The following is a 12,990-nucleotide window of genomic DNA, read 5'->3' as shown; positions in this document are numbered from 1 at the left end:
GACCAACACGCCGCGGGGCCGATTCACGCCTTCGGCATGCTGCCGAAGACGATCGGACCCGTTATGGCAGCTTCGTCGTCTGCGCGATGGCCAGCAGCGCCTTGGGGCGGGCGGCCTTTTCGGCGATGCCGGAAATCCCCTCGCGCCGGCGCAGCTCGGCCCAGACCTCGCCGGGCGTGATGCCGGCATCCACCAGCAGCAGCATCAGGTGATACAGCACATCGGCCGACTCGCTGATGGTGGCCGCGCGGTTGCGCGCCACCGCCTCGATCACCAGTTCGACCGCTTCCTCGCCCAGCTTCTGCGCCACCTTGGGCGTGCCGCGCGCGATCAGCCGCGCGGAATGGGAGGTGGCGGCGTCGCCGGACAGGCGGCGGGATTCGATAGTGGCCCAGAGCCGGTCCAGCACCGCCGCATCGCCATCCTCGGGCAGCACCAGCGGCTTCAGATGCGCGGCCTCGGCCTTCAGCACGGCCTTGGGGATGCGCGTCTTCTTCGCCGGGATGTTCTTCGGCACCGGCAGCTTGCCGAGCTTGGCCACCTTGACCGTCTTTGCCGCCTTCGGGGCCTTGGCGGCCGCCTTCTTCTTCGTGGCCTTCGCCATCACGCCATCTCCCGGACGCGGCGCACGGGCAGGCCCGCCGCCGCCAAGGCATCCTTGGCCTGTTCGATGCGGAACACGCCATCATGAAACACGCTGGCCGCGAGCAGGCCCGTGGCGCCCGCCCGCGCACCCTCGACGAAATGGTCCAGCACGCCGACGCCGCCGGAGGCCACCACCGGCACCCGCACAGCCGCCGTCACGCGCCGCAGCAGATCGAGGTCGAAGCCCTGCTTCGTGCCGTCGCGGTCCATCGAGGTGAGCAGGATTTCGCCCGCGCCCAGGCTCGCCATGCGGCGCGCCCAGTCCACGGCGTCCAGCCCCGTCTCGCGCCTTCCGCCATGGGTGAAGATCTCCCAGCGGCCGTCCGACACCTTCTTCGCATCCACGGCGACGACGATGCATTGGCTGCCGAAAGCCTCGGCGGCGCGGCGCACCAGGTCCGGCTCGGCCACGGCCGCGCTGTTGATGCTCGCCTTGTCGGCGCCGGCCAGCAGCAGCTTGCGGATATCCTCCACGCTGCGCACGCCGCCGCCGACGGTGAGCGGGATGAAGACCTGCGCGGCGGTGCGGGAGACGACGTCATACATCGTGTCCCGGTTCTCATGCGTGGCGCCGATGTCGAGGAAGGTCAGCTCATCCGCGCCCTGCGCGTCATAGGCGCGGGCCTGCTCCACCGGGTCGCCGGCATCGCGCAGCGAGACGAAGTTCACGCCCTTCACGACGCGGCCTTCCTTCACATCGAGGCAGGGAATGATGCGGAGCGCGAGCACGGATGAATCCCAGGCTTGTCCAGGCATCCGGATGATCCTGGGTGCATGCGATTGGGGTGTTTTTGCAAGGGCGTCAAGCGATGCTTTGGCGACTGGCCAATGACGCGGCGGGGTTCAGCCGCGCCGCATCTCGAAATGCGTCTTGGTCGCGCGGGTGAAGCCCGCCCCCTCGTAGAATCTCCAGGTGGAACCCTGGCGGGAGCCGGTGGCCAGCATCACCTTGTAGCAATCCGCCGCCCAGGCGGCCTCGACCGCCGCGGCCAGCACGGCGCGGCCCAGGCCCCGGCCGCGATACGCCGCATGGGTGACGACATTCTCGATCACGCCGAAGCTGCGCGCCCCGCGCGTGATGTTGGGCACAAGCACCAGCATGCAGCTGGAGACGAGCAACCCCTCATCCTCCGCGACGAAGAGGCGGATGAGGTCGGAGGCCAGCATGGCCCGCCAGGCCGTCTCGGCGGCGGCTTCCGGCACGCGCGGGTCGTTCGGGTTCAGGTGCTGGTAGAGGTCGAGCATCCCCGCCAGGTCGGGCGGAGCGGCGAGGCGGATCACGCCGCCGCCAGCGCCAGCGCCTCGGCCGGCACGATGCGGCCGTCATAGAGGGCGCGGCCCAGGATGCAGCCGGCGATGCCATCCGCCGCCACCGCCTTCAGCGCCTCGATATCCGCGATGGAGGCGACGCCGCCGGAGGCGATGACGGGCGTTTCCAGCGCCAGCGCGAGGGTGCGCGTCTGCTCCACATTCACGCCGCTCAGCATGCCGTCGCGGTCGATGTCGGTGTAGATGATGGCGGCGGCACCGGCATCCTCCAGCCGCAGCGCGAGGTCCCGCGCGGGCAGCGTGCTGGTCTCGGCCCAGCCTTCCGTCGCCACCATGCCGCCGCGCGCATCAATGCCGACGACGACGCGACCGGGGAAATGCCGGCAGGCCTCGCGCACGAATTGCGGGTCCTTCACCGCCGCCGAGCCGAGGATGACGCGGGTCACGCCGCCCTCCAGCCAGGCCTCCACCGTCGGCATGTTGCGGATGCCGCCGCCCAGCTGCACGGGGTTGGGGCTGGCCGAGAGGATGCGGGCCACCGCCTCGGCATTGGCGGGCTTGCCGGCGAAGGCGCCGTCCAGATCCACCACATGCAGCCAGGAAAAGCCCTGGGCGGCGAAGGCGGCGGCCTGCTCGGCCGGGTCTTCGGCATAGATGGTGGCCATCGCCATGTCGCCGCGCTGCAGGCGCACCACGCGGCCCTGCTTGAGGTCGATGGCGGGGTAGAGGGTGAAGCCGCTCACGTCTTGATCTGTCCCAATGCATCGGCCGTGCTGCGGCCGTGCTGCGGCTCCAGCAGGCGGTAATAGAAGAAGCCGGCCACCGTCTCGCCGCCCACGCGCGCATAGGCGGGGTGGCTGCCCCAGCGCACATAGCCCAGCCGTTCGAAGAGCGTGATGGCGCTTTCCTGCGTGGCGCGCACATCGAGGTTCAGCACGCGGATGCCCATGGCCGCCGCGCGCTCCTCGACACGGCGCACCAGCAGGCGCGCCAGGCCATAGCCACGCGCATAGGGCGCGATGAAGGCGTGGGTGAGCTGGGCGGCGAAGCCCTGGGCTTCGTTGTTGCGCGGCGGACGGACGAGCTGCGCGCTGCCCACCACCTGGCCGTCCAGCCGCGCCACGAAGAATTCGCGCTCGGGCACCAGCATCACGCCGCGGAAATGGCGCTCGAGGGCGGAGCGGCTCTGCGCCTCCACCCAGCCGAAGCCGCCGCCCTCCACGATGGCGGCGTTGGTCGCCTCGCAGAGATCGGCCAGGTCATGCGGGTCGAGCATGTCCACGCGGTCCACCTCCAGGCGATGGGCCACGGCCGGATCGGGGCTCATGCGACCTCCACCTGGGGGGTCCACCGCAGGAAATTGGCGAGGATACGCAGGCCGACGCCGGCGCTCTTCTCGACATGGAATTGCGTGCCGACGACGTTGCCGCGGCCGAGGATGGCCGGCACCGGGCCGCCGTAATCGGTGGTGGCGAGCACATCGCCGGCCTCGCCGCCGCGCCAGGCGTAGGAGTGCACGAAATAGGCGTGGTCGCCCGGGACCAGCCCCTCCAGCACCGGATGCGCGCCGGGCGTGAAGTCGAGCGCGTTCCAGCCCATCTGCGGCAGGGGCAGGGGGCTGCCATCCGGCGCCCGGGGGTCCATCTCCGCCACCTCGCCGGGCAGCCAGGCGAGGCCGGGGGTGACGCCATGCTCCAGCCCGCGCTCGGCCAGCAATTGCAGGCCGACGCAGATGCCGAGGAAGGGCTTTTGCCGCACCCGCACCTGCTCATAGAGGGCACCCACCATGCCCTCCAGCGCGTCGAGCCCCGCGCGGCAGGCGGCGAAGGCGCCCTGGCCGGGCAGCACGATGCGATCGGCGTGGATCAGCGTCTCCGGCTCGCGCGTGATCTCGACGGTGATGGGGCCATCGGCCGCATGTTCCAGCGCGCGACAGACGGAGGCGAGGTTGCCCGAGCCGGGATCGATGACGCAGACCCTCATCGCGCCACCTCACCCGCATAGAGCGGCAGCAGGCGCGGCTCGGCCTGGAGCAGGCGGGCCAGCGCGCCATCGGCGGTCTGCGCCTGGACGACATGCGCCAGCGTCCAGCCGCGGCGCCCGAGGGTCCAGCGGCGCAGATCCTGGCCCTGGAAGCCCAGCAGGAGATGCGCGCCGAGTGCGACGGCGATGCCATAGGGGTCGGGCAGCATGTTGATGACCACGAGGCCGATCAGCACGACGCCGCCGGCCAGCCAGGCGCGATGCCGGAACAGCCAGAAGGGGCCGAAGAGGAAGGCCCAGAAGGAGAACCCCTCGGGGATCAGCACCGGCGGTTGCTTCAGGCCGGTGGCGGGCACCGAGCCACGGGCGGCGCCGGGCGGCAGATGCACGGTCCAGCTGCGCATCACCCCTCCAGCACGCCCTTGGTGGAGGGGATGGCGCCGGCCTGGCGCGGATCGGGCTCGACCGCCATGCGCAGCGCGCGCGCGAAGGCCTTGAAGCAGGCTTCCGCGATGTGGTGCGCGTTGGTGCCGGCCTTCTGGGTGATGTGGCAGGTCAGGCCGGCATTCATCACCAGGGCGCGGAAGAACTCCTCGAAGAGCTCGGTGTCCATCTCGCCCACCTTGTCGCGGGTGAAGGTGACACTCCAGGCGAGGAAGGGGCGGCCCGAGATGTCGATGGCGCATTCGGCCAGCGCCTCGTCCATCGGCATGAGGCACTGGCCGAAGCGGGTGATGCCGCGCTTCTCGCCCAGCGCCGCCTTGATGGCCTGGCCGAGCACGATGCCGCAATCCTCGGCCGTGTGATGGAAATCGATATGCAGGTCGCCCTTCGCGTGTAGCGTCAGGTCCAGCAGGGCGTGGCGCGTCAGCGCGTGCAGCATGTGGTCGAGGAAGCCGATGCCGGTCGCGATCTCGGCGCGGCCGGTGCCGTCCAGGTCGAGCCGGGCGGTGATGTCCGTCTCGGCGGTCTTGCGGGCGATCTCGGCGCGGCGGGTCACGGGCTGCATGGGCGCACCTCTAATCCTCCCGGCGCGAGAAGACCAGCGCCGGAAGGCCATGCTATCGGCGCTGTCATGGAACCGATGGACCCAATGCGCCCCTGCGCCTTCCTGGACCGCGACGGCGTGCTGATCGAGGACACCGGCTACCCGCACCGGATCGAGGAGGTGCGCTGGGTGCCCGGCGTCATGGCCGCGCTGCGGCGCCTGAACGCGGCGGGGCTCGCCATCTGCGTCGTCACCAACCAGGCCGGCGTGGCGCGGGGCTATTACGACGAGGCGGCGGTGGGGCGGCTGCATCACTGGATGGCGGGCGAGGCCCGGGCGGCGGGCGCCCGGCTGGATGGCTTCGCCTATTGCCCCTTCCATCCCGAGGCCGAGGAGGCGCGCTATCGCCGCCAGAGCCCTCGCCGCAAGCCGGGGGCGGGCATGATCGAGGATTGGCTCGCCCATTTCCCGCTGCGGCGCGCCGGCAGCTTCCTGATCGGGGACCGGGAGACCGACCTGGAGGCGGCGGCGGCGGCGGGCATTCCCGGCCACCTCTTTCCCGGCGATGATCTGGATGGATTCGTCGCCGCCATCCTGAAGGGAATCTGACCGTGGACTTTCTCGCCCCCGCCTATCTCTGGGTGAAATCCTTCCATCTCATGGCGGTCATGGCCTGGATGGCGGGGCTCTTCTACCTGCCGCGCCTCTATGTCTATCACTCCGAGATCCCGGCCGGCGGCGGGCCGGAGCATGAGCGCTTCAAGATCATGGAGCGGCGCCTGCTGCGCGGCATCATGAACCCCAGCATGATCGCCACCTGGCTGCTGGGCCTGATGCTGGTGGCGACCCCCGGCATCGTCTCCTGGACCTCGGGCTGGTGGCACGTGAAGCTCACCTGCGTGCTGGCGATGACCTGGTTCCACATGTACCTCGCCAAGCACCGCAAGGCCTTCGAGCGGGATGAGCGCCTGTTTCCCCAGCGCCACTGGCGCACCATGAACGAGGTGCCGACGCTGCTCATGATCGTCATCGTCATCATGGTCATCGTGAAGCCCTTCTGAGGCCGCGCCGCGGGAGCCGTTGACGCGGCAGCCCCGGCTGCCTAGGTTATTCCGGTCGGTCCGTCCTGGGCCGATCCCTCCCTCCCGACCGCCGAATTCGCCGAAGCCCTTGCGCGCGGCACGAATTGCGGGGCCCGTGACATCGCCCCCGGCGTCTTCCCCACGATCCACACTCCCGGATGCTGCATGCACCTCTCTGAACTCAAGGCGAAGACGCCGCCAGAACTCCTCGCCTTCGCCGAGGAGCTGGGCGTCGAGAACGCCTCCATCCTGCGCAAGCAGGACATCATGTTCGCCATTCTCAAGACCTTCGCCGACAATGACCAGGCGATCTATGGCGAAGGCACGCTGGAAATCCTCAGCGACGGCTTCGGCTATCTCCGCAGCCCGCAGGCGAACTTCCTGCCCGGCCCCGACGACATCTATGTGAGCCCCGCCCAGGTGCGCCGCTTCGGCCTGCGCACCGGCGACACGGTGGAAGGCCAGATCCGCGCGCCGAAGGATGGCGAGCGCTACTTCGCCATGCTCAAGGTGAACGCGGTCAATTTCGAGCCGCCGGAGGCGCTGCGCCACCGCATCAACTTCGACAACCTGACGCCGCTCTACCCGACCCGTCGCCTGAAGATGGAGATCGAGGGCCAGCCGGAGGTGCCGAAGGGCCAGCAGAAGGACAACACGCATCGCGTGATTGACCTCATCGCGCCGATCGGCATGGGGCAGCGCGCGCTGATCGTCGCACCCCCGCGCACCGGCAAGACGGTGATGCTGCAATCCATCGCCAAGTCCATCACGGCGAACCACCCGGACGTCTTCCTCATGGTGCTGCTCATCGACGAGCGCCCCGAGGAAGTCACCGACATGGCGCGCACGGTGAAGGGCGAGGTCGTCGCCTCCACCTTCGACGAGCCGGCGACGCGCCATGTGCAGGTGACGGAGATGGTGCTGGAGAAGGCGAAGCGCCTGGTCGAGCACAAGCGCGATGTGGTGATCCTGCTGGACAGCATCACGCGCCTCGGCCGCGCCTATAACTCCGTCGTGCCCTCCTCGGGCAAGGTGCTGACGGGTGGTGTGGATGCGAATGCGCTGCAGCGGCCCAAGCGCTTCTTCGGCGCGGCGCGCAACATCGAGGAAGGCGGTTCGCTGACCATCATCGCGACGGCCCTGATCGACACCGGCAGCCGCATGGACGAGGTGATCTTCGAAGAGTTCAAGGGCACCGGTAACAGTGAGCTGATCCTCGACCGCAAGCTCTCCGACAAGCGCGTCTTCCCGGCCATCGACATCACGAAGTCCGGCACCCGCAAGGAAGAGCTGCTGGTGGATCGCGGCACGCTCAGCAAGATGTGGGTGCTGCGCCGCATCCTGAACCCCATGGGCACGCAGGACGCGATGGAGTTCCTCCTCGACAAGCTGAAATACAGCAAGACCAACCAGGACTTCTTTGATGCGATGAACACCTGACGGTGTTCACGCATCTGCGTTGCCTGGCACGCCTGCGGCGTGACGCCTGGCACGCCTGCGGCCTGACGCCCGGCACGCCTGCGGCGTGACGCGATGAACATCTGAGGCGTCATTCGCGGGTCCGCACGCCCTCCAGGATGCGGACCGCGCGGCGCGAGGCCCGGTGGGCGGCGGGCTCATCCATGGCATCGAGCGCCGAGCGGGCCTGCCGAAGGGCAGGCCGCACGGCGCGCCACGCGGTCTCGCCCTGGCTGATGGCCGCCTCCAGTCCCTGCTCAGCCTCCGCCAAGGCTCCCTGCGCCAGCATCGCGCGCCGCCTGGGGCGGTTCACGCCCTCGGCCTCGATGTCATTGTCGCAGCGGGGGCAGAGCACATCGCGCGCGAAGCGCAGCTGCTCCAGCGGCGCGGTGGGCGTTGCGGCAAGGGCGGGCATGGTCACAGGGGGCAACGTCACAATGGCCAGCAAGAGGGCGCGCGCCGCCCATCTTGCCGCCATCTTCCTGGCCGAGGCTTTCCCCATGCCGCTCTTCGCCCTCCTCGCCATCCTGCTGCTGTCCGGCCTCGGCGGCTGCGCGCCCCACGAAGCATATCCGCCGGGCGTCGTGCGCGGCCATGGCGCGCCGCCGATCATTTCGTGGTACGGTTTTCAACCGCGGCGGGAAGTTGCCAACCATCCTGGCAATTGAACGGGCGGGGTGGCTTGATGGGCCGGCTTCTCCATCTTGCTGCCATCTTTGCAACGAACCATGCCCATCTTGCACCTGTGGGAGGACTTCGCGATGAAATCCGTTCTGACGACCTTGGGCGTGATCGCCCTGCTCGGCCTCGGCGCCTGCACCAACCCCAATGATCCCGGCCAACGCGCCGCGGGCGGCGCGCTGATCGGCGCCGGCACCGGTGCGGCGATCGGCGCCATCGCTGGCGGTGGCCGTGGCGCGGCCATCGGCGCGCTGACCGGCGGTGCGGTGGGTGCGGCGACGGGCGTCATCACGACGCCGCAGCAGCAGCCGCAAGCCTACAAGTGATCGCTTGAGCGCGAATATTTTGGCGGCCGCGAGCTTCGCGGCCGCCGTGCATGCCACGCATCGCCGCAAGGGTGCCTCGGCCGAGCCCTATATCAACCATCCGCTGGAAGTGGCGCAGATCCTCGCCGAGCATGACGCGCCCGAAGCCGCCATCCTCGCCGCCCTGCTGCATGACACGGTGGAGGACAGCACGGATGACCCCGAGCCGGTGACGCTTGAGGCCCTGGCCGCGCGCTTCGGCGCCGAGGTTGCGTCCATCGTCGCCGAGGTGTCGGACGACAAGAGCCTGCCCAAGGAGATGCGCAAGGCGCTGCAGATCTCCCAGGCGCCGAAGAAATCCGCCGCCGCGAAGATGGTGAAGCTGGCCGACAAGGTCTCGAACCTGCGCGCCATCGTGGCGGCGCCGCCGGCCAATTGGAACCATGCGCGGCGCGTCGAGTATGTCGGCTGGGCCGGGCGCGTCGCGGCCGGGCTGCGCGGCGTGAACCCCGGGCTGGAGGCGCTGTTCGACCAGACCTACCAGAACGCGATGACCGAACTGGCAAAAGACGCCGCATGAATCTGCCACTCGTCCATGCGCTGGAGCGCGCAACACTGAACGCGCTGCCCTCGCCACGCGTCGTCTTCGACGGCCCCTTCGTCGTGCGCAGCTTTCTGGGCGGCACAGGGCGGGCCAATGCGGCCTGCTCGCTCGATCCCTCGCCCGATCCGGAACTGGCGCAGCGCATCGCGCGCGTGGCCGCGCACTACAAGCGCCTTGGCATGACGCCGCGCTTCCGCTCCGCACCGCTGGACCCGCCGGGTCTGGAAGCCCTGCTGCGCGCCGGCGGCTGGGCCGATGCCGATGAGAGCCACGTCACGCAAGGCCGGGTGGAGGCGCAGACGGACCCCGCGATCCGCATCCTCGACGCACCGGATGCCACCTGGTTCGACGTGCTGGGCACCGTCGAATACCAATCCGCCGCACGGCGCGCCGAGAAGCAGGAGGCGGTGCCGCTCTTCGCCATTCCCGCCGCCTGGCTGGTGCTGGAGGAAGACGGGCAGGCCGCGGCCGCCATGTCGGCCACCTGCGACGGCCGCTTCACCGGCATCTTCGATCTGGCGGTGCGGCCCGAATTCCGGCGGCGCGGGCTGGCGCAGCGGATGATCCGCGCGGCGGCGGCCTGGGGGCAGGGGCTGGGGGCGGAGACCTGCTTCGCGCAGGTGGCCATCACGAACAAGGCCTCCGTGGCGCTCCAGGCGGGGCTGGGGCTCACGGAGGCCTATCGGTACCGCTACTTCGTGCTGCGGTAGGCGCCTTACGGCAGCAGGACGGTGCTGCCGGTGGTCTTGCGGGCTTCCAGGTCGCGATGGGCCTGGGCCGCATCCTTCAGCGCATAGCGCTGGTTGATCTGCAGCTTCACCGCGCCGGACTTCACCACGTCGAAGAGCTCGGCGGCGACATGCTCCATGTCGCTGCGCTTCATCGTGTAGGAACCGAGCGTGGGGCGCGTCAGGTAGAGCGAGCCCTTGGCAGCAAGGATGCCGATGTCGATCGGCGGCACGGCGCCCGAGGCATTGCCGTAGCTGACCATCATGCCGAGCGGCGCCAGGCAGTCGAGCGAGGCGGTGAAGGTGTCGCGACCCACGCTGTCATAGACCACGGGCAGCATGGCGCCGCCGGTGATGCGCTTGACGGCGGCGGGCAGATCCTCGCCGGCCAGAACCACATGGTCGCAGCCATTGGCGCGGGCGAGCTCGGCCTTGGCCTCGGTGCTGACGGTCCCGATGACGGTGCAGCCCAGCGCCTTGGCCCATTGCACCATGATGAGGCCGACGCCGCCGGCCGCCGCATGCACCAGGATCGTCTCGCCCGCCTTCACGCGATAGGTGCTGCGCAGCAGATACTGCGCCGTCATGCCCTGCAGCATCATCGAGGCGGCCTGCTCGAAGCTGATGCCCTCGGGGATCTTCACCAGGCGGTCGGCCTTGTTGGTGCGGGCCTCGGCATAGGCACCCATCGGGCCCGAGGCATAGGCGACGCGATCCCCCACCGCGACTTCGGTCACGCCCTCGCCGATGGCTTCGACGATGCCCGCACCCTCCATGCCCATGGTGAAGGGCAGCGAGGGCGCCTTGTAGAGGCCGGTGCGGAAATAGACGTCGATATAGTTCAGCCCCACCGCCTTCTGGCGGATCAGCGCCTCGCCCGGCTTCGGGTGCGGCAGGGGCACCTCCTCCCACATCAGTTTCTCGGGGCCGCCGTATTCATGGACGCGGATGGCGTGGTTCATGGAGGGTTCCTGGTTCAGAAGAGGGAGGGGAAGGGCAGGTTCAGACTTCGCGCCTCGAGGGCGAGCAGATAGCGCTTCGTTTCGGGTCCATCCAGGCCCGAATAGCCGCCCAGCGCACCATTGGCCGCGACCACCCGGTGGCAGGGGATGAGGATGGGGATGGGGTTGCGCCCATTGGCCTGGCCCACCGCGCGGGGGTGCGAGGCGACCTCGCGCGCGATCTCGGCATAGCTGCGCGTCTCGCCAGCCGGAATGGCGCGCAGCGCGGACCAGACACGGCGCTGGTAGGGCGTGCCGTGCGGGGCGAGCGGCAGCTGGAACTGGACCCGCTTGCCGTCGAAATAGTCGTGCAGCTGGTCCCGCGCCTCACGCAGCAGGGGCGTCGCCTCCTGCTCGCTGCCGCGGCCCCAGTCGAGCGCCACGATGGCCCCGTCCTCTTCCGAGAGGGTGACTTCGCCGAGCGGAGTGTGGAGCGAAAGTTGCGGCATGTTTCCCGATGTTGCGCGCGTGACGGGATGCAGCACCCGGAGGGGGGCGGCGTCAAGCGGCCCCTCCCTTCCGTCGCTGGCGGCGCTTGCTACATGGAGGGTTGAACCCGACCCCAAGGAGGCCGCATGGCCGAGGCCGACCCCCCGCCCTATTTCGAGGCGCATGTCTTCGTCTGCTGCAACCGGCGGCCGGACGGGCACAAGCGTGGCAGCTGCGCGGCCTCGGGCAGCGAGGCGCTGCGCGATTTCATGAAGGCGCGCGCGAAGGAGCTTGGGCTCAAAGGCGTGCGGATCAACCAGGCGGGCTGCCTCGACCGCTGCGAGTTCGGGCCGACGCTGGTGATCTATCCGGAGGGCATCTGGTACCAGGTCCGCACCCGCGAGGATGTTGAGGAGGTGCTCCAGGCGCATCTGGTGGCCGGCGGCCGGGCGCGGCGCCTGATGCTGACCGAGAAAGACGTGCCCCCGGCCAAGGCGTGAGCGTGATCTTCGCGCTGGCCACGGGGGCAGGGCGCTCCGCCGTGGCGGTGATGCGGCTTTCGGGGGCCGGCACGGGCGAGGTGCTGGCGGCCTTGGCCGGGAGGCTGCCGGCGCCGCGCCGGGCGAGCCTGCGGCTGCTGCGGCATGCGGGCGTCGAGCTGGACCGGGCGTTGGTGCTGTGGTTCCCGGGCCCTGGCAGCTATACGGGCGAGGACAGCGCGGAACTACACCTGCATGGCGGGCCGGCGGTGATCGCGGCCGTCGCGGAGGCGCTGGCGGCGCTGGGTGCGCGGCCGGCGGAGCCTGGCGAATTCACCCGCCGCGCCTTCCTGCACGGAAGGCTGGACCTGACCGCGGCCGAGGGCATCGCGGATCTGATCTCGGCCGAGACCGAAGCGCAGCGGCGCCAGGCCCTGCGCCAGGCCGAGGGCGGGCTGGCCGCGCGGCACGCCGCCTGGGCGCAGCGGCTGACGCAGCTCCTGGCGCGGCAGGAGGCCTTCATCGAATTCGAGGAGGAGGACCTGCCTGGCGACCTGGATGCGCGGGTGGAGGCGGATGCGGCGACGCTGCGCGGCGAGCTGGAGGCCATGCTGGCCGAGGGCGATCGCGGCGAGAAGCTGCGCGAGGGGCTGACCATCGCGATCCTGGGCGCGCCCAATGCCGGGAAATCCTCGCTGCTCAATGCGCTGGCGGGGCGGGAGGCGGCGATCGTCTCGGCGCGGGCGGGCACGACGCGGGATGTGGTGGAGGTGCGGCTGATCCTGGCCGGCGTGCCGGTGACGCTGGCCGACACGGCCGGGCTGCGCGAGGCGGCGGACGAGATCGAGCAGGAGGGCATCCGGCGGGCCTTGGCGCGGGCCGAGACGGCGGATCTGCGCCTGCTGGTCTTTGCCGCCGATGCGGCGCCGGATGAGGCGACACTGGCGCTGCGCGGGCCGGACGCGCTGGTGGTGCTGAACAAGGCCGACCTGCCGCATGCCGGGCTGGAGGGGGCGCTGCCCGTCTCGGCGCGGTCCGGCGAGGGGCTGGCGGCGCTGCGGCAGCGGCTGGAGGAGGCCGCGGCAGCCCGGGCCGGGCTGGCGGAGGTCGCCGTGCTGACCCGCCCGCGCCATCGCGCCGCCCTGCGCGAGGCGGTGGAGGAGCTGGCGCGCCTGCCCGAGGCCGGACTGCCGGAACTGCGCGCCGAGGCGCTGCGCCGAGCGCTACGGGCCTTGGGGCGCCTGACCGGTCGCGTGGATGTGGAGCAGGTGCTGGACGTGGTGTTTGGCGAGTTCTGCATCGGCAAGTGATCGCGCGATGAATCGCGCTGGCGTTCGG

Annotated in this window: 20 protein-coding genes; 9 read left to right on the top strand and 11 right to left on the bottom strand. The window is 70.2% G+C overall.

What is annotated here, in order from left to right; all coding sequences use genetic code 11:
• Positions 1-61: 61 nt before the first annotated feature.
• The 8 genes from KTR66_RS14740 to hisB all read right to left on the bottom strand — a co-directional run bounded on the left by KTR66_RS14740 (position 62) and on the right by hisB (position 4,906).
• Positions 62-604, bottom strand: a complete 543-nt coding sequence (locus tag KTR66_RS14740; protein ID WP_213613684.1) for a phosphoribosyl-ATP diphosphatase — start codon at positions 602-604, stop codon at positions 62-64.
• Positions 604-1,374, bottom strand: a complete 771-nt coding sequence (hisF, locus tag KTR66_RS14735) for an imidazole glycerol phosphate synthase subunit HisF (protein ID WP_213613682.1) — start codon at positions 1,372-1,374, stop codon at positions 604-606. The genes KTR66_RS14740 and hisF overlap by 1 nt, the downstream gene beginning before the upstream one ends.
• Before the next feature lie 114 nt (positions 1,375-1,488).
• A complete protein-coding gene (locus KTR66_RS14730; RefSeq protein WP_371819136.1) occupies positions 1,489-1,926 on the bottom strand; it encodes a GNAT family N-acetyltransferase in 438 nt (145 codons plus the stop codon).
• Positions 1,923-2,657, bottom strand: coding sequence for a 1-(5-phosphoribosyl)-5-[(5-phosphoribosylamino)methylideneamino]imidazole-4-carboxamide isomerase (gene hisA / locus KTR66_RS14725; RefSeq protein WP_213613680.1), 735 nt, complete (start codon positions 2,655-2,657; stop codon positions 1,923-1,925). The genes KTR66_RS14730 and hisA overlap by 4 nt, the downstream gene beginning before the upstream one ends.
• A complete protein-coding gene (locus tag KTR66_RS14720; RefSeq protein WP_213613678.1) occupies positions 2,654-3,241 on the bottom strand; it encodes a GNAT family N-acetyltransferase in 588 nt (195 codons plus the stop codon). Before KTR66_RS14720 ends, hisA begins: the two co-directional genes overlap by 4 nt.
• Positions 3,238-3,897 (bottom strand): imidazole glycerol phosphate synthase subunit HisH, encoded by a 660-nt coding sequence (hisH, locus tag KTR66_RS14715; RefSeq protein WP_213613676.1) that lies wholly within the window; start codon positions 3,895-3,897, stop codon positions 3,238-3,240. Before hisH ends, KTR66_RS14720 begins: the two co-directional genes overlap by 4 nt.
• The gene (locus tag KTR66_RS14710; RefSeq protein ID WP_213613674.1) at positions 3,894-4,301 is read right to left on the bottom strand and encodes a DUF2628 domain-containing protein; all 408 of its coding nucleotides are present in this window, start codon (positions 4,299-4,301) and stop codon (positions 3,894-3,896) included. The genes hisH and KTR66_RS14710 overlap by 4 nt, the downstream gene beginning before the upstream one ends.
• Positions 4,301-4,906, bottom strand: coding sequence for an imidazoleglycerol-phosphate dehydratase HisB (gene hisB / locus KTR66_RS14705; protein WP_213613672.1), 606 nt, complete (start codon positions 4,904-4,906; stop codon positions 4,301-4,303). The genes KTR66_RS14710 and hisB overlap by 1 nt, the downstream gene beginning before the upstream one ends.
• 75 nt (positions 4,907-4,981) lie before the next feature.
• Between hisB and KTR66_RS14700 the strand changes: the two genes are divergently transcribed.
• The 3 genes from KTR66_RS14700 (at position 4,982) to rho (ending at position 7,407) form a co-directional block, all read left to right on the top strand.
• A complete protein-coding gene (locus KTR66_RS14700; RefSeq protein ID WP_213613670.1) occupies positions 4,982-5,494 on the top strand; it encodes an HAD-IIIA family hydrolase in 513 nt (170 codons plus the stop codon).
• Positions 5,491-5,946, top strand: coding sequence for a protoporphyrinogen oxidase HemJ (hemJ, locus tag KTR66_RS14695; RefSeq protein WP_213613800.1), 456 nt, complete (start codon positions 5,491-5,493; stop codon positions 5,944-5,946). Before KTR66_RS14700 ends, hemJ begins: the two co-directional genes overlap by 4 nt.
• Before the next feature lie 186 nt (positions 5,947-6,132).
• Complete coding sequence (gene rho / locus KTR66_RS14690; RefSeq protein ID WP_213613668.1) at positions 6,133-7,407, top strand: transcription termination factor Rho; 1,275 nt, start codon at positions 6,133-6,135, stop codon at positions 7,405-7,407.
• A 109-nt stretch (positions 7,408-7,516) separates the two neighbouring features.
• Here the strand turns inward: rho and KTR66_RS14685 are convergent, their stop codons facing one another.
• The gene (locus KTR66_RS14685) at positions 7,517-7,846 is read right to left on the bottom strand and encodes a hypothetical protein (RefSeq protein ID WP_213613666.1); all 330 of its coding nucleotides are present in this window, start codon (positions 7,844-7,846) and stop codon (positions 7,517-7,519) included.
• Between the two features lie 79 nt (positions 7,847-7,925).
• Between KTR66_RS14685 and KTR66_RS14680 the strand changes: the two genes are divergently transcribed.
• From KTR66_RS14680 to KTR66_RS14665, 4 genes are read left to right on the top strand one after another with little or no spacing between them, the layout of a single operon-like run.
• Entirely contained in the window at positions 7,926-8,093 is a 168-nt protein-coding gene (locus KTR66_RS14680; RefSeq protein ID WP_213613664.1) for a hypothetical protein, read from the top strand.
• 60 nt (positions 8,094-8,153) lie between these two features.
• Positions 8,154-8,432 (top strand): YMGG-like glycine zipper-containing protein, encoded by a 279-nt coding sequence (locus KTR66_RS14675; RefSeq protein ID WP_249732139.1) that lies wholly within the window; start codon positions 8,154-8,156, stop codon positions 8,430-8,432.
• Positions 8,433-8,436: 4 nt separating this feature from the next.
• The gene (locus tag KTR66_RS14670) at positions 8,437-8,991 is read left to right on the top strand and encodes an HD domain-containing protein (RefSeq protein ID WP_213613662.1); all 555 of its coding nucleotides are present in this window, start codon (positions 8,437-8,439) and stop codon (positions 8,989-8,991) included.
• Complete coding sequence (locus KTR66_RS14665; RefSeq protein ID WP_213613660.1) at positions 8,988-9,725, top strand: GNAT family N-acetyltransferase; 738 nt, start codon at positions 8,988-8,990, stop codon at positions 9,723-9,725. The genes KTR66_RS14670 and KTR66_RS14665 overlap by 4 nt, the downstream gene beginning before the upstream one ends.
• 5 nt (positions 9,726-9,730) lie before the next feature.
• Here KTR66_RS14665 and KTR66_RS14660 read toward each other — a convergent pair whose 3' ends face one another.
• Together KTR66_RS14660 and KTR66_RS14655 are read right to left on the bottom strand one after the other, a co-directional pair.
• Positions 9,731-10,705 (bottom strand): quinone oxidoreductase, encoded by a 975-nt coding sequence (locus KTR66_RS14660; protein ID WP_213613658.1) that lies wholly within the window; start codon positions 10,703-10,705, stop codon positions 9,731-9,733.
• Between the two features lie 14 nt (positions 10,706-10,719).
• Positions 10,720-11,193, bottom strand: a complete 474-nt coding sequence (locus KTR66_RS14655) for a methylated-DNA--[protein]-cysteine S-methyltransferase (RefSeq protein ID WP_213613656.1) — start codon at positions 11,191-11,193, stop codon at positions 10,720-10,722.
• A gap of 126 nt (positions 11,194-11,319) precedes the next feature.
• Between KTR66_RS14655 and KTR66_RS14650 the strand changes: the two genes are divergently transcribed.
• Both KTR66_RS14650 and mnmE read left to right on the top strand, forming a co-directional pair.
• A complete protein-coding gene (locus tag KTR66_RS14650; RefSeq protein ID WP_213613654.1) occupies positions 11,320-11,673 on the top strand; it encodes a ferredoxin in 354 nt (117 codons plus the stop codon).
• A complete protein-coding gene (gene mnmE / locus KTR66_RS14645; protein WP_213613652.1) occupies positions 11,670-12,962 on the top strand; it encodes a tRNA uridine-5-carboxymethylaminomethyl(34) synthesis GTPase MnmE in 1,293 nt (430 codons plus the stop codon). The genes KTR66_RS14650 and mnmE overlap by 4 nt, the downstream gene beginning before the upstream one ends.
• Positions 12,963-12,990 lie beyond the last annotated feature (28 nt).

Source organism: Roseococcus sp. SDR (genome assembly GCF_019083995.1).
In the GTDB taxonomy this organism is placed as follows: Bacteria; Pseudomonadota; Alphaproteobacteria; order Acetobacterales; family Acetobacteraceae; genus Roseococcus.
This window is presented reverse-complemented; position numbering and strand designations above follow the sequence as displayed.